We start from the raw sequence: 20,183 nt of genomic DNA on the forward strand, positions 1-20,183 counted from the left end.
CCCGCGCCCTCCGCATGGCCGCCGGTGACCGCCTCGGGCTCCGCCGACGGGCGGCCTCCGGCCGCGCCGCCGATGCCGCAGGGCGTCCCTCCGACACCCCCCGCTACCGCCCCGGCCGCCACCGCACGTCCGCCCTTCCTCACCTGGCTACGCGCCCCCCGTCCCGAGGCGAGCGCAGGTGTCTGGACGTACGGGCACAAGCCCAAGCCGCCGGAGGATCCCGAAAGGATTCCCGGGCGCCGGCTCCTCAGCGGCGCGTTGATTGCGGCTCTCTGCGGCTGGCTGGTGTGGTCGCTGCTCTGGAACGGGTATCTCGGCGGATATTGGCTGTGGCCGCTGGATCTGCTCACCCCGGACTCATGGTCAGAGAACGGAGAAGCGGCCTACGTCGTAGCGGCATACACCTACTACGGCATTTTTGCCTGCGTCATCGCCGTCATCTTCGGTCGCGTCGGCCACTGGGGCGAAGTCTTCCGCCGCTACGTCGCCCCCCTCTTCCGCCGTGCCTGGGACGACCCCGGCACCCAGCCGGACGGCGCCGCCGCACACGCCGCCGCGCACCCCGAGACCGATCCGGCCGAGTGGCCGCATCTGCGGGCGGCCGGGGCGCACAGTGCGGCTGATCGGCTGGCGGCCGAGGCGCGGGCCGGGGCGATGAACGACGTCGACCACGCCCGGATCGAACGCGCCTGGCAGACCGTGCGGGCCGGGAGGAATTCGCTCGCCGCCTTCACCGACACCGTGCTGCGCCACGGCGCCGCCGCCCACGGCCACCCCTCCGGCGCCCGCGATCTGCCCGCCCGGACGGCGCACCACGACCTCGTCGCCCGTCAGGTCCGTATCGGCACCGCCCCCGAGGACCTCCGCAACCCTTACCACCACCGCGGTGTCGGCCTCGCCCTCGACCCCGACGTGCTCGGCACCTCGCTGCTCGCCGTCGGACCGCCCGGTGCGGGGAAGACCGGGCGGCTGGTGCGGCCGGTCGTGGAGTCGCTCTGCCTCCAGGCGCTCGCCGGGCAGACCGCCGTCGTCGCCGTCGGCCCCGCGGGGGCGGGGCTCGGGGGAGACGAGGCGTTCGACGTCGTCGTGAAGATCGGCCGCCCCGACTCCGCCTACGACCTCGATCTCTACGGCGGCACCACCGACCCCGACGAGGCCGCGGGCATCCTCGCCGAGGCCCTTATCGGCGACATGGCCGCCTCGCTCCCGGGCGGTGACAGCCGCCGCGCCGCCACCGCGCTGGCCCAGCTGCTCGGCCCCTACCGCGCCGCCCACGGCCGCTTCCCCTCCGTACCCGAGCTGCGCGAGCTGCTCGACGGTTCGAAGACGGCCGTCGGCGCGCTCCGTGACGCGCTCGAGGCCGCCGGGGAGCGTGCCCAGGCGCGCGAGCTGGAGGCGCGGGTGCGCCAGTCGGGGGCGCCCGGGGACGCGGGCGCGCTGCTCGCCGACCGGATCGCGCTGCTGGACCGGCCCGCCTTCGCCGACTTCTTCGACACCAGCGGCGACCGTCGGCCGTTCTCGCTTCGCGCCCTCGAACACCCGCTGCGGGTCCGGATCGACCTGCCCGAGCGCGGTCACGCCGAGGCGTCCCGGATGCTGGCCCGGCTCGTGCTGGCGCAGTTCACCGAGTGCGCCGTGGGCCGCGCCGACCGTTCGCTCTTCGCCTGCCTCGTCCTCGACGACGCCTCGCACACCATCACCCCCGAGGCGCTGCGCGGCATCCAGCGGCTCCGCTCCGCCAACGCCGGTGCCGTGCTCACCCTGCGCACCCTCGACGACGTCCCCGACGCGCTGCGCAGCGGGCTGCTCGGCGCCGTCGGCTGCCGGATGGCCTACGCCGGGGTGACGACCTGGGACGGGGCGCGATTCGCCGAGGTGTGGGGCACGGAGTGGGTGGAGACGCGGGACATCACCGACCGGCAGATCATCTCGGACGAGCCGTTCACCAAGGTCCTGCACTTCATCCGCAAGGTGGTCACCGGCCGGGCCGTCACCACCCAGTCCGTGACCGTACGGAAAGTGGAGCGCGAGCGCTGGTCGGCCTCCGAGCTGGCGCACTCCGTCCCCGCCGGGCACGCGGTGCTGTCCGTCACCTCCGTACGGGGCGAGGGCGGACCCCCGGTCCTGGTGGACCTCCGCGGATGACGCCCCACCCGTGGCCACCCGACGCCCGTGCCGCCCCCCGGCGGTCGGCCCCGCGCGGGTCGACCGCCGTACCAGCCCCGCGCGCGGTCCCGTCCCGGCGTGCCACCCCCGCCCGCCCGCCGCGCTCCGGACGCGGATTCCGCCGATTCCTCCATTGAGGCAGAATCGGCAGTAGCCGTTCATACGGGGCGGTGAAGTCATCGCATTCGCTTCGAAGGTGCCATGCCTCCCACGCTCGCCTCTCTCGTCCACCACACCGCGCTCAAGCTGACCGTCCTCGCGGGCGAGGACCGGCTGGAGACACCCGTGCGCTGGGCCCATGTCAGCGAGCTCGCCGACCCCGTGCCCTATATGGACGGCGGTGAGCTGCTGCTCATCACCGCCATGCAGCTCCGGGCCGAGGATCCGGAGGAGATGGGCCGCTATGTGCGGCGGCTGGTCGGCGCGGGGGTCGTCGGGCTCGGCTTCGCGATCGGCGTCAAGTACGACGAGGTTCCGGCCGCGCTGGTGGCGGCGGCCAAGGAGGAGGGGCTGCCGCTGCTCGCCGTACCGCGCCGCACCCCCTTCATCGCCATCAGCAAGGCCGTCTCCGCGGCGATAGCCGCCGACCAGTACCGGGCGGTGACCGCCGGGTTCGAGGCACAGCGGGAGCTGACCCGGGCCGCCATCGGCGCCGAGGGTCCCGCCGCGCTGCTGGCCCGGCTGGCCTCCCATCTGGACGGCTGGGCGGCGCTCTACGACGCCTCCGGCTCCGTGGTCGCCGCCGCCCCCGACTGGGCGGCCCGCCGCGCCGCCCGGCTCACCGGTGACGTCGAGCGGCTGCGCGACCGGCCCGCGCCCGCCAGTGTCGTGGTCGGCGGGGACGGCGCGGAGTCCGCGTCCGACACGGCCGTCTCGGACCGGGTGGAGCTCCAGTCGCTGGGCACCGGGCGCCGCACCCGGGGCGTTCTCGCCGTGGGCACGGTTTCTTCGCTGGGCACCGCCGAGCGCTACGCCGTGCACTCGGCCGTGGCGCTGCTGACCCTGACCACCGAGCGGTCCCGCGCACTCCAGGAGGCCGAGCAGCGCCTGGGCGCCGCCGTGCTGCGGATGCTGCTCGCGGGCGAGCCCGATCACGCCCGGGCGGTCGCCGGGCGGCTCTACGGGAGTCTGCTCGACGCGCCGTTCCGGATGCTCGTCGCCGAGGCCGCGTCGAGCGCCGCCAAAGCCAGCGCCGCCAAAGCCAGCGCCGCCAAGGCCAACACGGCCAAGGCGAGCGCCGCCAAGGCCGGCGGTGCCACGGCGACGGGCACCACCAACCCGGCCACCGTCCTGTCCGGGCCCGCCGCGTCCGCCGGTACCGGTGCCACCGGGGACGACGCGCCGGCCGAGCACCTCGCCGACCCCGGAATCACCCCACCCGCCGGGGAACCGGTCACCGCCGACCCCCTCGCCGCGCTCGCCGACGCCATGGAGTCCGCGGCGGCCCGCAGCGGGGAGTCGGTGCTCGTCGTCCCCGACGGCGGACGGCTGATCGTGCTGGCCCCCGACGACGGCGCCGCCGTCGCCGTGTGCGCGGAGCACGCCGGGGCCATCGAGGACCGCCGCGGCACCGCCACCCGCCCCCGGGACCGCGGCGCCGCCGCCACCCCTGGCGACGACCTGGTCATAGGTCTTTCCGCCCCCGCGGGGCCGATCGCCGCCGCGGCCGCCTACCGCCAGGCGGAGCAGGCGCTGTCGGTGGCCCGCCGCCGCGGCCGGGTGCTGGTCGAGCATGAGCAGGTCGCCGCGGGCTCGGTGCTGCCGCTGCTCGCCGACGACGCCGTACGGGCCTTCGCCGACGGCATGCTGCGTGCCCTGCACGAGCACGACGCCACCGGCCGCGGTGACCTGGTCGCCTCCCTGCGCGCCTGGCTCTCCCGGCACGGCCAGTGGGACGCGGCCGCGGCCGACCTGGGCGTCCACCGGCACACCCTGCGCTACCGGATGCGCCGGGTCGAGGAGATCCTCGGCCGTTCCCTGGACGATCCGGACGTCCGGATGGAGCTGTGGCTCGCCCTGAAGGCGACCTCCCCGGCCACCGCGCCCTGACCCCCGGCCACCGAAGCCGCCGCCCCCGCACCGCGTCCTGACCACCCAGGACGGCCCCCCCCGCGACGCCACCCGCGATGCCGCCCGCGAACGCCGCCCGTCACGCCATAGCGGAGCGCATCCGTCCCCGACTGCTACGCCCCGGACAAACGCCCCGCGCGCCCCGCGCGCCTACGGTGGGGGCAGAGACATCCGCACCACCACCCCCACCACTCCAGAAGGGTCGGGATCCGCCGTGCCAGACACAACCGAAGCTGTCACCCACGCGTTCTGGCTCGCCGGCCGCAAGGCGACGGGCGAGACCACGCTCGAGGTCACGTCCCCCTGGGACGGCCGTCGCGTCGGCGCGGTGAGCGTTCCCACCGATGCGCAGATCGAGGAGGCCGTCGCCGCGGCCGACGCCGTCCGGGACGCGTTCGCCGCGACGCCCGCCCATGTCCGGGCGGCCGCGCTCGACCATGTCTCCCGGCGGCTCGCCGAGCGCACCGAGGAGATCGCCCGGCTCATCTCGGACGAGAACGGCAAGCCCATGAAGTGGGCGCGCGGTGAGGTCGGCCGCGCCGTCTCCGTCTTCCGGTTCGCGGCCGAGGAGGCCCGCCGGTTCAACGGCGGAGAGGCCCAGCGGCTGGACACCGACGCGGGCGGCGTCGGCCGTCTGGCGCTCACCCGCCGCTTCCCGCGCGGCACCGTGCTGGGTATCGCGCCGTTCAACTTCCCGCTGAACCTGTGCGCCCACAAGGTCGCCCCGGCCATCGCCGTCGGCGCGCCGATCATCCTCAAGCCCGCGCCCGCGACCCCGCTCTCCGCGCTCGTCCTGGGTGAGCTGCTGGCCGAGACCGAGCTCCCGGCGGGTTCCTGGAGCGTGCTGCCGGTGTCCAACGACCGGATGCCCGCGCTGGTCCAGGACGAGCGGCTGCCGGTCATCTCCTTCACCGGCTCGGACAAGGTCGGCTACGCCATCAAGCAGTCCGTGCCGCTCAAGCACTGCACGCTGGAGCTCGGCGGCAACGGCGCGGCGGTCGTCCTCGGCGACTACGCCTCCGAGGCCGACCTCGACTGGGCCGCCACCCGCATCGGCACCTTCTCCAACTACCAGGGCGGCCAGTCCTGCATCTCCGTACAGCGGGTGATCGCGGACGCGTCCGTCTACGAGCGGCTGCTGCCGAAGATCATCGCGGCGGTGGAGGCCCAGGTCACCGGTGACCCGACCGACGGTGCCACCGATGTCGGCCCGCTGGTCAGCGAGGAGGCCGCACAGCGCGTCGAGGCGTGGGTGGACGAGGCCGTCCAGGCCGGTGCCCAGCTGCTGACCGGCGGCAAGCGCGACGGTGCCAGCTACGCCCCGACGGTGCTCGCGGACGTCCCGGCGGACACCACGATCGCCTGCGAGGAGGTGTTCGGCCCGGTGCTGACCGTTCAGCGGGCCGAGGGCGAGGAGGCGGCGTACGCGGCCGTCAACGCCTCCAAATACGGCCTCCAGGCGGGTGTGTTCACCCGCGATGTGCAGACCGCCTTCCGCGCCCACCGCGCGCTGGAGGTCGGTGGCGTGATCATCGGCGATGTGCCCTCCTACCGCGCCGACCAGATGCCGTACGGCGGTGTCAAGCAGTCCGGAGTCGGCCGCGAGGGCGTGCGCTTCGCGATGGAGGACTACACCTACGAGCGGGTCATGGTCCTCACCGGCCTCGACCTCTAGACCGGTCCACGGCCGCCCGCCCCCGGCCTCAGGCGCCCACGTGGACGAACGCGGCCCACCGCGTGGGCGCCGCCGGATACGCGTCGCGCAGGGCCCGCACCGCGCCGTGCAGTGCGCGGGCGGCCCCCGCGGTCCCCTGGGCGGTGAGCTCCGCGTAGCAGGCGTCGGCGACCAGGGCCGCCGCCATATCGCCCGGGCTCCAGAGCGTCCCGAGGACATGCGCGTATCCGGCGAGGTGGAACGCCCCGGTCAGATGGACCGGTTCGGCGCCCGGCTCCGGCCGGGTCCGGGCCGTCACACACCCCGGCAGATACGCCAGCCGTGCGTCGCCGAGGGGGAGCCGGGCCAGATCGGCGGCGGTCAGCGGACGCTCCCGGTGGTCGTAGAGCAGCACCCGCCCGGCCGACGGGGCGCCGAGCTCGCTCACCGCGTGGCAGGCGAAATGCGCCCAGCGGTGCCGCGGCAGGGTGTCGAGCACCACGTCCCGGCGGGCCCGCTCCCCGGTCAGCACCCGGGTGGCGGGCAACCGGCCGGTCAGCGCGGCGATCCCCTCCCCGGCCCCTGCCGGACCGGGGGTGTCCGGGGTCGGCGGAAGGGCCACCACCAGCGGTTCCTCCGGCCCCGGCGGTCCGTCGTCACCCCGCCGGACGGCGCGGGCGAGCGCGAGGACGGTCGGGGCGTACGACGAGACCACCCGGTCCAGTACGGAGTCGGCCGGGCGGCCCGACGCGTCGTGGCGTCCGGCCGCGTGCAGCGGCAGCCCGGTCAACGGACCCGTCGGAACCCACCACAGCCGCGGTGGGGACGAGTCCTTCGCGCCCCGCGAGCGCCGGCCGGTGAGGCCGAGCGCACCGAGCACCGGCTCGGCCACCGCGGTCCACAGCCACTCCAGCGTCTCGCGGACCCGCGCCCGCGCGGCGGCCCGCTCCTCCTCCGCCGCCCCGGTGTCCTCCGCCGTGCGCACCGCGGGAAAGAAGGCGTCCGCGCGGCGGACCGCCTCCTCCAGGTTCAGCGCGGGCAGCGGAACGGCCCGTACCGCGCGGTGGGTGAGCACCAGGGCGTCACAGCGCAGCCCGCTCACGTTCACGACCGCCACCGGGCCCCGCTCGCCGCCGGCGGCCAGCAGCTCCGCCGTCTCCGGTGCCCGCAGGACCCCCTCGAAGCCCGGCTGTTGACGGATCCGCGCCATCAGCCGCTCCCACTCCTCCGCGAGCGCGTGCCGGTCCTCACCGCCCGGACCGCACACCGCCCCCTCCGCGTGGCCCGCGACGGTTCCGGCGGCGCCGAGGACGGACTCCTCCGGGCGGTCCAGGGCCGCGCGCAGCTCCGCGAGGCGATGGGTCGGACCGGGGTGCTCCGTCCGCAGCTCCGGCGGTTCCGCGCCGATGTCCAACGCCTGGCCGAGCAGCGCTCCGCGGCCCAACTCCAGCAGTCGCAGGGCCCGTTCCGGGTCACCGAGCCCGATCGCGCAGGCCGCCGCGTCCGACGCGAGACCGGCGAAACCGTCCGGTCGGCGTTCACCGGCGGACCGGCCGCCGCGGCGCGGTGCGGCGGTACGCGGCAGCAGCTCCACGGCGAGCGTGAACGGCTCGAGCGCATTGGAGAGATCGCCCGCCGTGAGCGCCGAGTGCGCCCAACTCCGGGCGGCCCGCACCCGTGCGCTCACGGGAGCGGTCGCGTCCTGGGCCAGGGCGCGGTGGACGGCCTCGGCCTCGGCCCGTGCCCCGGCGGTGGTCCGGAGCCCCAAGGCGTGGGCGTACAGGGGGAGTGCCTGGGCGCGCAGCCGATGGCCGGGCGGCGCCGCGTCGGCCGCCGCGCGGGCGGCGTCGACCAGCGCGTCCGGCCCCTCCGCGGCCGGCCCCTCCGCCGGCCGCCGCTCGTGGTCCAGCAGCAGCACCCGCGCCAGCACGGTCAGCCGCTCGGGCCGGTCGCGGTGGCCCGCCGGGGTGGCGGCCACCGCCCGCCGGGCGGCGTCCACCGCGGCGCGCAGATCCTCCGGGTCGGTACGGCGGAGGAACCGCTGGTGCAGGGTGACGGCCAGTCGGCACTGGAGGTGCGCGGCCGACGGCCGGTCGGAGGGGGTCCGGTCGAGCGCCGCGGACGCCAGCGCGACCGCCTCGTCCAGTGCCTCCGCCGCGCCCGTGCCCTCCAGCCCGGCCAGCTCCCGCAGGGTCTCGCCGAGCCGGGAGCGGGCGAGGGCCCGGCCCTCGGCGTCGTCGGGGGCGGTGGCCAGCGCCTCGCGGCGGATGCGGACGGCCTCGGCCAGCGCCGAGGGGTCCCGGTGGTGCAGAAAGACTCCCAGCAGCCCTCCGGCGAGCCCGGACAGCCGCTCCGGACGGAGCGGATCCGTCGGCGCGGTCGCCGCCAGCGCGGCGCGTGACAGCTCGACGGCGGCCGTCAGATCCTCGCCGTCGCCGGTGAGCCGCCAGCGCAGCCGCAGTACGTCCGACAGCCGCGCCCGCACCGCGGGTGCCTCCGGATCGTCCCCGGAGCCCATCGCCAGCGCGTCGGCGAACAGGTCGACCGCGCGGTCCAGATCCCGCCGTTCGCCGCCCCGCTCGTAGCGCGCCCGGGTGGCGGAGCCCAGCCCGTTCGCCGCCGAGGCGCGCAGCACGGCGTCGGCGGCGGACCGCAGAACGGACTCGAAACCCGCCACCGCCGCGTCCAAGTCCGCCGGCGCGCAGGTGCGTTCGTACGCGGCGAGCCGGGCGGACGCGTCCCGCAGCACGGCGGCGGCCCCGGCGGGGGCGCCGGGCCGTGCGGTCCGGTGCGGCTGGGTGGTGCCGCGGCCGGTGTGCACCGCCTGCCGGACCTGGGCGCAGGTGTCCAGTGCCTCCTGGACCCCCTTCCGGGCCGGATGCCCGGCCGGGAACGCCTCCAGCGCGCGTTCATAGGCGTCGACGGCCTCGTCGAGCGCGGGCAGTTGGACCGTGGCGATCGCGTACTGCAACAGCGCGGCGCCCAGATTGCTCAGGGCGACCGGATGGCGCGGATGGTCCGGGGGAGTGCCGCGCACCGCCGACCGCCCGGCGGACACCGCCTCGTCGAGCAGGGCGGGGTCGGGGTCCCGGCGGGCGCGGCGGAGCAAGCAGGTGCCGAAGTCCGTTTGCAGACCGGCGTGTTCGGGGTGGGAGGCCGGAACGACGGACAGACAGGTGCGGTAGAGCCCGATGGCCTCGTCGAGCTCGGCGAGGCCGCCCGACCGCTCGAACACCTCCTGGAGGGAGCTGGCCAGCCCGGACAGATGCCGCGGATATTCCGGGTCCTCCCGGGAGGAGGCGGCGACCGCCGCCCGCCCCGATTCGACGGCCTCGGCCAGCGCCGCGGGGGAGCGCTCGCGTGCGTAGGTCAGGCGCAGCAGGACACCGAGGGTGGAGAGGGCGAGTGCGTGGCGGTCGGTGCGGGCGGAGCCCCGGTAGGTCTGGACCGCGAGCCGGCACATGTCCAGGGCGAGTGCGAGCAGTTGGGGGTCGCCGGTCCGGGCGTAGGCCAGCCGCAGCCCGTCGGCGGAGGTGAGGGGATCCCCGGGGTCGATGGTGATGGCGGGGTGCTCGGGCCCCGCGCCGTGCTCCACGGGGCCGTCGGGGCCGGGCGCGGTCGGCGGCCGTTTCGGCGGCTCCTGGCTCACGGGCGGTTCCCCCGGCGGCCCGGGGGCGGGGCGCGCCCCGCCGTCCTCGCCGGTGCGGGCGGCCTCGGCCCCGGTGGTGACGGCCAGTGGATCGCCCCGCTCCGCGGCCGCCGCCAGCAGCCCGCGCGCCTCGTCCTCGCGTCCCAGCGTGCGCAGCGTCCGGACGAGCCCGGCCAGCGCGTCCGGATCGCCCCCGGTCAGATACGCCCGCTCGAACCAGACCGCCGCCTCCCCGACCTCACCGCGCGCGTGGAGGGCGCGGGCGAGCCGGTGCGCCGCGTCCGGGTTGCCCGTCCCGGCCGCCTCGCGCAGCCGACGCTCGGCGTCGCCGGGCGGCCGCCGCTCCGGTTCGGTGAGCAGCGCGCCCAGGGTCCGCATGGCGTCCGTCGAGCCGTACCGCGCCGCGCGCTCGTACAGCGGCCGCGCCGCGCCGGGGTCGCCGAGCAACCGGTGGTGTACGCCCGCGACGGTGCACAGCACGTCCGGATCGTCCGTGCGGGCGGCGCGTGTCAGCCACTGCCGCGCCCCGTCGGTGTCCCCCCGCCGGGCCAGCCGCAGTGCGACGGTGGCCAGGGCGCGCGCGTCGTCCGGAACCGCGCGGCCGGGGGCGGGGCGGTACGCGAGGCCGTCCTGGAAGCCGTAAGGGGAGCCGCCACCCGTTCGGGCCCAGGAGCTGTCGCGGGCATCCAAGCCGTCGCGGGCATCCGCCTCACCGTCCTCGCGCTCCCCGCCCGAAGGCGGGCGGGAAGGACAGAAAGGCTGATGTCCCCCCATGCGCGGCACCCCCCAGAGCGTGCGGATCTCCCGGGTCGAGTGTGGCAGGCGGCGGGGCGCGCGGGGTGCGAATCGAGCCTGTGCGGACGGGGTCCTAGGCGATGCCCCAGAACCCGGCCTGAGCAGGCAACCAGGGCCCGGTCCGAGAGTGGCCGAAACCCGTCGCGGCGGTGCCGGGACCGCCGTGAAAGGGGGCCCGGGACCCGGCCCGGCCGCCACGGACCCTCACACCGGAGAAGCCGGGGCGGGTTGTCCCGGTAGCCCCCGCGCAGCGTGACACGGTCCCCTCGCGCCCCACTCGTGGATCCGCCGAAGATCCTCGCGTCCGCCCGCTTTGCCGACGTGCCCGACCAGAGGCACACTGGCAGCGGTACGTGCCGGTAATGTCACGAGATCGTCATTCGCGGCAAGGGAGCACCGATGACCGCATCATCCGTCAGGCCGGTGTCCGAACGTGAAGCGCGCCAGGTGGCCGAGGCCGCCCGCGAACAGGTGTGGCACAAGCCGAGCTTCGCCAAGGAGCTGTTCCTCGGCCGCTTCCGACTCGATCTGATCCATCCGCACCCCGCCCCCGCACCGGACGATGTGCGCCGCGGTGAGGCGTTCCTCGGCAAGCTCCGCGAGTTCTGCGAGACGCGGATCGACCCCGCCCGTATCGAGCGCGAGGCCCGGATCCCCGACGAGACCATCAACGGTCTCAAGGAGATCGGCGCCCTGGGCATGAAGATCGACACCAAGTACGGCGGGCTCGGCCTCACACAGGTGTACTACAACAAGGCGCTGGCCCTGGTCGGTTCCGTCAGCCCGGCCGTGGGCGCGCTGCTCTCCGCCCACCAGTCCATCGGGGTGCCGCAGCCGCTCAAGCTGTTCGGCACCCAGGAGCAGAAGGATCTGTTCCTGCCGCGCTGCGCCCGCACCGACATCACGGCCTTCCTGCTCACCGAGCCGGATGTGGGCTCCGACCCGGCCCGGCTCGCCACCACCGCCGTCCCGGACGGCGACGACTACATCCTCGACGGCGTCAAGCTGTGGACCACCAACGGTGTGGTCGCCGATCTGCTCGTGGTCATGGCCCGGGTGCCGCGTTCCGAGGGACACAAGGGCGGGATCACGGCCTTCGTCGTCGAGACCGCGGCCGAGGGCGTCACCGTCGAGAACCGGAACGCCTTCATGGGGCTGCGCGGCCTGGAGAACGGGGTGACCCGCTTCCACCGGGTGCGCGTCCCGGCCATCAGCCGGATCGGCCCCGAAGGCGCCGGGCTCAAGATCGCGCTGACCACGCTCAACACCGGCAGGCTCTCGCTGCCCGCGATGTGCGCGGGCGCCGGGAAGTGGTGTCTGAAGATCGCCCGCGAATGGTCCGCCGCCCGCGAGCAGTGGGGCAAGCCGATCGCCCGCCACGAGGCCGTCGGCGCCAAGATCTCGTTCATCGCGGCGACCACCTTCGCCCTGGAGGCCGTGATCGACCTGGCCTCGCAGATGGCCGACGAGGACCGCAACGACATCCGGATCGAGGCCGCGCTCGCCAAGCTGTACGGCAGCGAGATGTCCTGGCTGATGGCGGATGAACTGGTCCAGATCCGCGGCGGCCGCGGCTTCGAGACGGCCGCCTCGCTCGCCGCCCGCGGCGAACGGGCCGTCCCCGCCGAGCAGATGCTCCGGGATCTGCGCATCAACCGGATCTTCGAGGGCTCCACGGAGATCATGCATCTGCTCATCGCCCGCGAGGCCGTCGACGCCCATCTGTCGGTGGCGGGCGACCTCATCGACCCGGACAAGTCCCTGTCGGACAAGGGGAAGGCGGCCGCCAAGGCCGGTGGCTTCTACGCCCGCTGGCTGCCCGGTCTGGTCACCGGGCCCGGCCATCTGCCCGGTGCCTACGGCGAGTTCCACCCCGAGGGCCACCGGGACCTCTCACCCCATCTGCGCTATGTGGAGCGCTCGGCGCGCAAGCTGGCGCGCTCCACCTTCTACGCCATGTCGCGCTGGCAGGGCCGGATGGAGACCAAGCAGGGCTTCCTCGGCCGGATCGTCGACATCGGCGCGGAGCTGTTCGCGATGAGCGCCGCCTGTGTACGGGCCGAGATGCTGCGCAGCCGCGGTGACCACGGCGTGGAGGCGTACCAGTTGGCCGACGTCTTCTGCCGGCAGGCCCGGATCCGTGCCGAGGAGCTCTTCGGACGGCTGTGGACCAACACCGACGAGCTCGACCGCAAGGTCGTCTCCGGGGTGCTTTCCGGCTCGTACACCTGGCTGGAGGACGGCATCCTCGACCCCAGTGGCGACGGTCCCTGGATCGCGGACGCCACGCCCGGCCCCGCGACGAAGGACAACGTCCACCGGCCCATCCGCTGAGGCTCCGGCGGAAGCCGCCCGCCCGGAGCTCCCCACCCGTGATCCCGGGGCCCGTCGGCACATGGCGGGCCCTGGGATCGGGCCGTCCTCCCGAGCGGCCACAATGGGGGGATGACGGAATCCCTGGCTGACCCGCATCTACGCTTTCCGGCGGCCTCCGGCGCCGCCGGAGCGCTGCGCGACCTCGTGATCCTGGGCTCCACCGGATCGATCGGCACCCAGGCCATCGACGTGGTGCTGCGCAATCCCGACCGCTTCCGGGTGACCGGCCTGTCCGCCGCGGGCGGACGGGTCGGGCTGCTCGCCGAGCAGGCCCACCGGCTGCGGGTGGCCAGGGTCGCGGTCGCCCGGCAGGAGGCGGTGCCCGAGCTGCGCGAGGCGCTGGCCGCGCGCTACGGCGCCGGTGAACCGCTGCCGGAGATCCTGGCCGGGCCCGACGCGGCCACCGAACTGGCCCGCTCCCAGTGCCATACGGTGCTCAACGGCATCACCGGCTCCATCGGCCTGGCGCCGACCCTGGCCGCCCTGGAGGCGGGCCGGGTGCTGGCGCTGGCCAACAAGGAATCCCTCATCGTCGGCGGCCCGCTGGTGCGCGCCGTCGCCAAGCCCGGCCAGATCGTCCCCGTCGACTCCGAGCACTCCGCCCTCTTCCAGGCCCTGCTGGGCGGTACCCGCCAGGAGGTGCGCAAGCTGGTCGTCACCGCCTCCGGCGGCCCCTTCCGCGGCCGTACGAAGAAGGAGCTGACCTCGGTCACCCCCGATCAGGCACTGGCCCACCCCACCTGGGACATGGGCCCGGTGGTCACGATCAACTCCGCGACCCTCGTCAACAAGGGGCTGGAGGTGATCGAGGCCCATCTGCTGTACGACATTCCCTTCGAAAGGATTGAGGTGGTCGTCCACCCGCAGTCGTATATCCACTCGATGGTTGAATTCACCGATGGCTCCACGCTCGCCCAGGCGAGCCCGCCGGATATGCGGATGGCCCTCGCGCTCGGCATCGGCTGGCCCGACCGGGTGCCGGACGCCGCGCCCGGCTGCGATTGGTCCAAGGCCCACACCTGGGAGTTCTTCCCGCTGGACCACGAGGCGTTCCCCTCGATCGGCCTCGCCCGGCACGTCGGCGCCCTCGGCGGCACCGCGCCCGCCGTCTTCAACGCGGCGAACGAGGAGTGCGTGGACGCCTTCCTTGACCGGAAGCTGCCCTTCAATGGGATCGTCGATACGGTCGCGGAGGTGGTGGCGGAGCACGGCACCCCCACCGCGGGAACGCAGCTCACCGTCGCGGACGTCCTCGAGGCGGAGAGCTGGGCCCGTGCCCGCGCCCGTGAACTGGCCGCCCGAGCGGCGAAGGCGACCCCGGAGGCTCGCGCATGACGACACTGATGACGGTCCTCGGCATAGTCGTATTCGTCGTCGGCCTGCTCTTCTCGATCGCCTGGCATGAGCTCGGCCATCTCTCCACGGCCAAGCTCTTCGGCATCCGGGTGCCGCAGTACATGGTCGGCTTCGGGCCGACGATCTTCTCCCGCAAGAAGGGGGAGACCGAGTACGGCGTGAAGGCGGTCCCGCTCGGCGGCTATATCCGCATGATCGGGATGTTCCCGCCCGGTGACGACGGCAAGATCACCGCCCGCTCCACCTCGCCGTGGCGCGGCATGATCGAGGACGCCCGGTCGGCCGCCTTCGAGGAGCTCCAGCCGGGGGACGAATCCCGGCTGTTCTACACGCGCAAGCCCTGGAAGCGCGTGATCGTGATGTTCGCCGGGCCGTTCATGAACCTGGTCCTCGCCGTGGTGATCTTCCTCGGCGTGATGATGAGCTTCGGCGTCAACACCCAGACCACCAGCGTGGGCACCGTCTCCAAGTGTGTGGTCCCGGTCTCGGCCCACACCGACACCTGCCCCAAGAGCGCCAAGGACTCCCCGGCCAAGGCGGCCGGGCTCCAGCCCCGTGACAAGATCGTCGCCTTCAACGGCCATCCGACGCCCGACTGGAGCACCCTCCAGCAGGACATCCGGAAGACCACCGGACCGGCCACGATCACCGTCGAGCGGGACGGCGCCCGCAAGACCCTGCACGCCAACCTCATAAAGAACCAGGTGGCCAAGTCCGACGGGGACGGCGGCTATGTCGAGGGCGAGTACGTCACCGCGGGCTTCCTCGGCTTCACCCCGGCCAACGGTGTGGTCCAGCAGTCCTTCGGCCAGTCCGTGGACCGGATGGGCACCATGGTCGAGGACGGCGTCGACTCCCTGCTCGACCTCCCCTCCAAGGTCCCCGACCTGTGGAACGCGGCCTTCGGCGACGGTGAGCGCAAGGCGGACTCGCCGATGGGCGTCGTGGGCGCGGCCCGGGTCGGCGGTGAGGTGGCCAGCCTCGACATCCCGCCCTCACAGCGGATCGCGACCATGCTGTTCCTCGTCGCGGGCTTCAACCTCTCGCTGTTCCTGTTCAACATGCTCCCGCTGCTTCCGCTGGATGGCGGACATATGGCCGGCGCGCTGTGGGAGTCCGTACGGCGGCATGTGGCGCGGCTGGTGCGGCGGCCCGATCCCGGCCCGTTCGATGTGGCCAAGATGATGCCGGTCGCCTATGTGATCGCGGGAGTCTTCATCTGCTTCACCCTGTTGGTGCTGGTGGCCGACGTGGTGAACCCGGTGAGAATCTCCTGATGACGCCCGATGTCCCGAAGTTCACCTTTGGGTGGACTTCGGGTCCGGGTGTGCTGGGGCAGGGGCCCGTGCCGTAATCTCGGACGCGGAGCCCGCTGATCTCGGGCCTGTCACACACCTTGGGGTTGCTCGCCAGATGACTGCGATTTCGCTAGGCATGCCGTCCGTACCGACCAAGCTCGCCGACCGCCGGATCAGCCGGAAGATCCAGGTCGGATCGGTGGCGGTGGGCGGTGACGCTCCGGTGTCGGTGCAGTCGATGACGACGACGGTGACCGCGGACATCGGGGCCACTCTCCAGCAGATCGCCGAGCTGACCGCGTCGGGCTGCCAGATCGTACGGGTGGCGTGCCCCTCGCAGGACGATGCCGAGGCGCTGCCGGTGATCGCGAGGAAGTCGCAGATCCCGGTGATCGCCGATATTCACTTCCAGCCGAAGTACGTGTTCGCGGCGATCGACGCCGGATGCGCGGCGGTGCGGGTGAACCCGGGGAACATCCGGCAGTTCGACGACAAGGTGAAGGAGATCGCCAAGGCGGCCTCCGATGCCGGGGTGCCGATCCGTATCGGGGTGAACGCGGGCTCGCTGGACAAGCGGCTGCTGGAGAAGTACGGCAAGGCCACGCCCGAGGCGCTGGTGGAGTCGGCGTTGTGGGAGTGCTCCCTGTTCGAGGAGCACGGCTTCCGGGACATCAAGATCTCGGTGAAGCACAACGACCCCGTCGTCATGGTCAACGCCTACCGTCAGCTTGCCGCCCAGTGCGACTACCCGCTGCACCTCGGGGTGACCGAGGCCGGTCCGGCGTTCCAGGGGACCATCAAGTCGGCGGTGGCGTTCGGCGCGCTGCTCAGTGAGGGCATCGGCGACACCATCCGGGTCTCGCTGTCCGCGCCTCCGGCGGAGGAGGTCAAGGTCGGCATCCAGATCCTGGAGTCGCTGAATCTGCGCCAGCGCCGTCTGGAGATCGTCTCGTGTCCGTCCTGCGGCCGGGCCCAGGTCGATGTCTACAAGCTGGCCGACCAGGTCACCGCCGGTCTGGACGGGCTTGAGGTGCCGCTGCGGGTGGCGGTCATGGGCTGTGTGGTGAACGGCCCGGGTGAGGCGCGCGAGGCGGATCTGGGTGTCGCCTCCGGTAACGGCAAGGGCCAGATCTTCGTCAAGGGCGAGGTCATCAAGACCGTGCCCGAGTCCAAGATCGTGGAGACCCTCATCGAGGAAGCCATGAAGATCGCCGAGCAGATGGAGAAGGACGGCATCGCCTCCGGCGAGCCCCAGGTCTCGATCAGCGGCTGAGTCCCGCCGCCGAATCCCGTCGGCCGCATCGGACTGTTCCGGCCGCATCGGACTCCCTCGGCCGCCTCCGGCACGGCCGGAGCTCGCGGTGGTGGACCACGCCATAGGTGGCCCGCCCCGCCTGCGGGGTACAGTGCGGAGAATCGACGCCCTCTTGGCCCGCAGGCCCCTGTCCGGCCCGCAGGCCCGCGACCGGTGAGGCAATCACTCACGTGCTGACCACGTCCACCACCAGGGTCCTCGAGCCCGGCGAGCTCGACGCGGCCCTCGCGGTCCTCAACCGCGACCCGGTGTCCAACGCCTTTGTCGCCGCCCGCGTCCAGGTGGCCGGGCTGGACCCGTGGCGGCTCGGCGGCGAGATGTGGGGCTGGTACACCGGCGGACGGCTGGAGTCGCTCTGCTACGCCGGAGCCAACCTGGTCCCCATCTGCGCCACCCCCGAGGCCGTCCGCGGTTTCGCCGAGCGCGCCCGCCGGGCCGGTCGGCGCTGCTCCTCCATCGTCGGCCCCGCCGCCACCACCGCCGAGCTGTGGTCCCTGCTCGAGCCCAGCTGGGGACCGGCCCGCGAGGTCCGTGCCCACCAGCCGCTGATGGTCACCACCACGATGCCCGCCGACGTCTCCCCGGACCCGCTGGTGCGCCGCATCCGCAAGGACGAGCTGGACGTGATCATGCCCGCGTGCGTGGCCATGTTCACCGAGGAGGTCGGCGTCTCCCCGCTCGCCGGGGACGGCGGACTGCTCTACCAGGCCCGGGTCGCCGAGCTGGTCACCGCCGGGCGCTCGTTCGCCCGGGTGGAGAACGGCCGGGTGGTCTTCAAGGCCGAGATCGGCGCCGCCACCCCGCACGCCTGCCAGATCCAGGGCGTCTGGGTCGCCCCCGAGTACCGCGGCCGCGGACTCTCCGAGACCGGAATGGCCGCCGTCCTCCACTACGCCCTGCACGAGGTCGCCCCCGTGGTGAGCCTGTACGTCAACGACTTCAACACCGCCGCCCGCGCCGCCTACCGTCGCGTCGGATTCCAGGAGGTCGGCGCCTTCATGAGTGTGCTGTTCTGATCGACGGGCCAGTAGGGTCTGGCGCATGGTGCATCTGCCCGGGGAGCGGTCCCCGGAACCCGAAGGCGTCGCCGTCGGGCCGCTCGACCTCGCCGCGCGCGTGGACGACGCCCTCGCCGTCCAGGCCGTCGCCTTCGGGCTCTCGGCCGAGGAGGTCGGCGTACGGCGCCATATCGTGCTGCGCCACCTCACCAGCCCCGGTGCGCGCGCCCTGGGCGCCACCACCCCCACCGGACGGCTCGTGGGCTTCGTCTACGGCATGCCCAACGACCGGACGCACTGGTGGTCCACGGTCGTCCAGCCGTATCTGCGTGCCGCGGGAAGTGACGACTGGCTCGACGACTCCTTCGTCATCACCGAGCTCCACGTCCACCCCGCGTACCAGAACCGCGGCGTCGGACGGCGGCTGATCACTACCGTCACCGACGGCGTCTGCCAGCCGCGCTCCCTGCTGTCCGCCATCGACAGGGACAGCCCCGCCCGCGCTCTCTACCGGTCCCTCGGCTATGTCGACCTCGCCTGCCCGGTGCTCTTCCCGAGCGCGCCGAGCCCGTACACGGTCATGGGAGCGCCCCTTCCGCTGCGCCGCTGAGCCGCCGCCGGGGGAACGCATTTCCCGGTTGTGCACACCTGCGGCTAACCTCCTGCACATCCCTTCCCGCACGCAGGAGAGTCCCCATGGCCCACGCCGCCAACGTCCAGCGCCTGTCCACGATGATGCTGAAGACGCTGCGCGAAGACCCGGCGGACGCCGAGACCGCCAGCCACAAGCTGCTCGTCCGCGCCGGATACGTCCGCCGCGCGTCGGCGGGCATCTGGACCTGGCTGCCGGTCGGCAAGAAGGTCCTGGAGAACGTCTCGCGGATCGTCCGCGAGGAGATGGACGCCAGCGGCGCCCAGGAGGTCCTGCTGCCCGCCCTGCTGCCCCGGGAGCCCTACGAGACGAGCGGCCGCTGGGACGAGTACGGCGACCTGCTGTTCCGGCTCAAGGACCGCAAGGGCGGTGACTACCTCCTCGGCCCCACCCACGAGGAGATCTTCACCCAGACCGTCAAGGACCAGTGCACGTCCTACAAGGACCTGCCGGTCACGCTCTACCAGATCCAGACCAAGTACCGGGACGAGGCCCGCCCCCGCTCCGGTGTGCTGCGCGGCCGTGAGTTCCTGATGAAGGACTCCTACTCCTTCGACACCACCGACGAGGGCCTGGCCGAGTCCTACCGCCTCCACCGCGAGGCGTACCGCCGGATCTTCGAGCGGCTGGGCCTGGACTACCGCATCGTCTCCGCGGTCTCCGGCGCGATGGGCGGTTCGGCCTCCGAGGAGTTCCTCGCCCCGGCGGCGGCCGGTGAGGACACCTTCGTGGACTGCCCGAACTGCGACTACGCGGCCAACACCGAGGCGTACACGGTGACCGTCCCGCCGGTCGAGGGCGGTATCCACGGCCCCGTCGAGGAGCTGGACACCCCCGACAGCCCCACCATCGAGAGCCTCGCCGAGCACCTGGGCATCCCGGCCTCCGCGACCCTGAAGAACCTCCTGATCAAGGTCGACGGCGAGATCACCGCGGTGGGCGTCCCCGGCGACCGCGAGGTGGACCTCGGCAAGCTGGGCGAGCACCTCGCCCCCGCCGAGATCGAGCTGGTCACCGCCGAGGACTTCGAGGGCCGCCCCGACCTGGTGCGCGGCTACGTCGGACCGCAGGGTCTCGCGGGCAAGTCCTTCCGCTACATCGCCGACCCGCGCGTCGCCCCCGGCACCGCCTGGGTCACCGGCGCCAACAAGGCCGACACCCACGCCCGCAACGTGGTCGTCGGCCGCGACTTCGACGTCGACGACTACCTCGACGTCGTCGTGGTCGAGCCGGGCGACCCCTGCCCGAAGTGCGGCGCGGGCATCGAACTCGACCGGGCCATCGAGATCGGCCATATCTTCCAGCTCGGCCGCAAGTACGCCGACGCCTTCCAGCTGGACGTGCTCGGCCAGAACGGCAAGCCGGTCCGCGTCACCATGGGCTCCTACGGCATCGGCGTCTCCCGCGCGGTGGCCGCCCTGGCCGAGCAGACCCACGACGAGTCCGGCCTGTGCTGGCCGCGCGAGGTCGCCCCGGCCGATGTCCACATCGTCGCCGCGGGCAAGGCCCTCCAGACCGAGCTGGCCCTCGACATCGCGGAGAAGCTGGGCACGGCGGGCGTCCGCGTCATGGTCGACGACCGGGCGGGCGTCTCCCCGGGCGTGAAGTTCACCGACGCGGAGCTGATCGGCGTGCCGACCATCCTGGTCGTCGGGCGCGGTGCCAAGGACGGTGTGGTGGAGCTGAAGGACCGCCGCACCGGTGAGCGCGAGGAACTCTCCCTCGACGAGGCCATCGCCCGCCTCACCGCCTGACCCGCTCCCGCCCACCGCCCGGCGCCGCACCCCCTGCGCGCCGGGCGGCGGCCGTCGGCCGGGCACCGCCCGCCCCCTATGGCAGCGGTGGGGCACCGCT

11 protein-coding genes are annotated in these 20,183 nt (G+C 73.6%); 10 read left to right on the forward strand and 1 reads right to left on the reverse strand.

The window, feature by feature from the left end; all coding sequences use genetic code 11:
• The first annotated feature begins 72 nt into the window (after positions 1-72).
• The 3 genes from AB0C66_RS05635 (at position 73) to AB0C66_RS05645 (ending at position 5,911) form a co-directional block, all read left to right on the forward strand.
• Positions 73-2,145 carry an ATP-binding protein gene (locus tag AB0C66_RS05635; protein ID WP_362433410.1) on the forward strand — a complete coding sequence of 691 codons (2,073 nt, stop codon included), beginning with the start codon at positions 73-75 and terminating at the stop codon, positions 2,143-2,145.
• A gap of 222 nt (positions 2,146-2,367) precedes the next feature.
• Positions 2,368-4,215, forward strand: coding sequence for a PucR family transcriptional regulator (locus AB0C66_RS05640; RefSeq protein WP_362433142.1), 1,848 nt, complete (start codon positions 2,368-2,370; stop codon positions 4,213-4,215).
• 235 nt (positions 4,216-4,450) lie between these two features.
• Positions 4,451-5,911, forward strand: coding sequence for an aldehyde dehydrogenase family protein (locus AB0C66_RS05645; RefSeq protein ID WP_362433144.1), 1,461 nt, complete (start codon positions 4,451-4,453; stop codon positions 5,909-5,911).
• A gap of 28 nt (positions 5,912-5,939) precedes the next feature.
• Here the strand turns inward: AB0C66_RS05645 and AB0C66_RS05650 are convergent, their stop codons facing one another.
• A complete protein-coding gene (locus tag AB0C66_RS05650) occupies positions 5,940-10,229 on the reverse strand; it encodes a CHAT domain-containing protein (protein ID WP_362433146.1) in 4,290 nt (1,429 codons plus the stop codon).
• 504 nt (positions 10,230-10,733) lie between these two features.
• Between AB0C66_RS05650 and AB0C66_RS05655 the strand changes: the two genes are divergently transcribed.
• The 7 genes from AB0C66_RS05655 (at position 10,734) to AB0C66_RS05685 (ending at position 20,083) form a co-directional block, all read left to right on the forward strand.
• Complete coding sequence (locus AB0C66_RS05655; protein WP_362433148.1) at positions 10,734-12,668, forward strand: acyl-CoA dehydrogenase family protein; 1,935 nt, start codon at positions 10,734-10,736, stop codon at positions 12,666-12,668.
• A 111-nt stretch (positions 12,669-12,779) separates the two neighbouring features.
• Positions 12,780-14,045, forward strand: a complete 1,266-nt coding sequence (gene dxr / locus AB0C66_RS05660) for a 1-deoxy-D-xylulose-5-phosphate reductoisomerase (RefSeq protein ID WP_362433151.1) — start codon at positions 12,780-12,782, stop codon at positions 14,043-14,045.
• Complete coding sequence (locus AB0C66_RS05665; RefSeq protein WP_362433154.1) at positions 14,042-15,343, forward strand: site-2 protease family protein; 1,302 nt, start codon at positions 14,042-14,044, stop codon at positions 15,341-15,343. The genes dxr and AB0C66_RS05665 overlap by 4 nt, the downstream gene beginning before the upstream one ends.
• A 136-nt stretch (positions 15,344-15,479) precedes the next feature.
• Complete coding sequence (gene ispG, locus AB0C66_RS05670; protein WP_362433156.1) at positions 15,480-16,637, forward strand: flavodoxin-dependent (E)-4-hydroxy-3-methylbut-2-enyl-diphosphate synthase; 1,158 nt, start codon at positions 15,480-15,482, stop codon at positions 16,635-16,637.
• Between the two features lie 212 nt (positions 16,638-16,849).
• Positions 16,850-17,695 (forward strand): GNAT family N-acetyltransferase, encoded by an 846-nt coding sequence (locus AB0C66_RS05675; RefSeq protein WP_362433158.1) that lies wholly within the window; start codon positions 16,850-16,852, stop codon positions 17,693-17,695.
• Positions 17,696-17,720: 25 nt separating this feature from the next.
• Positions 17,721-18,287: a GNAT family N-acetyltransferase gene (locus AB0C66_RS05680; protein ID WP_362433160.1), complete on the forward strand. Its 567-nt coding sequence runs from the start codon at positions 17,721-17,723 to the stop codon at positions 18,285-18,287.
• An 86-nt stretch (positions 18,288-18,373) separates the two neighbouring features.
• Positions 18,374-20,083 (forward strand): proline--tRNA ligase, encoded by a 1,710-nt coding sequence (locus tag AB0C66_RS05685; RefSeq protein ID WP_362433162.1) that lies wholly within the window; start codon positions 18,374-18,376, stop codon positions 20,081-20,083.
• Positions 20,084-20,183: the final 100 nt, after the last annotated feature.

This window comes from Streptomyces sp. NPDC048636 (genome assembly GCF_040650655.1).
In the GTDB taxonomy this organism is placed as follows: domain Bacteria; phylum Actinomycetota; class Actinomycetes; order Streptomycetales; family Streptomycetaceae; genus Streptomyces.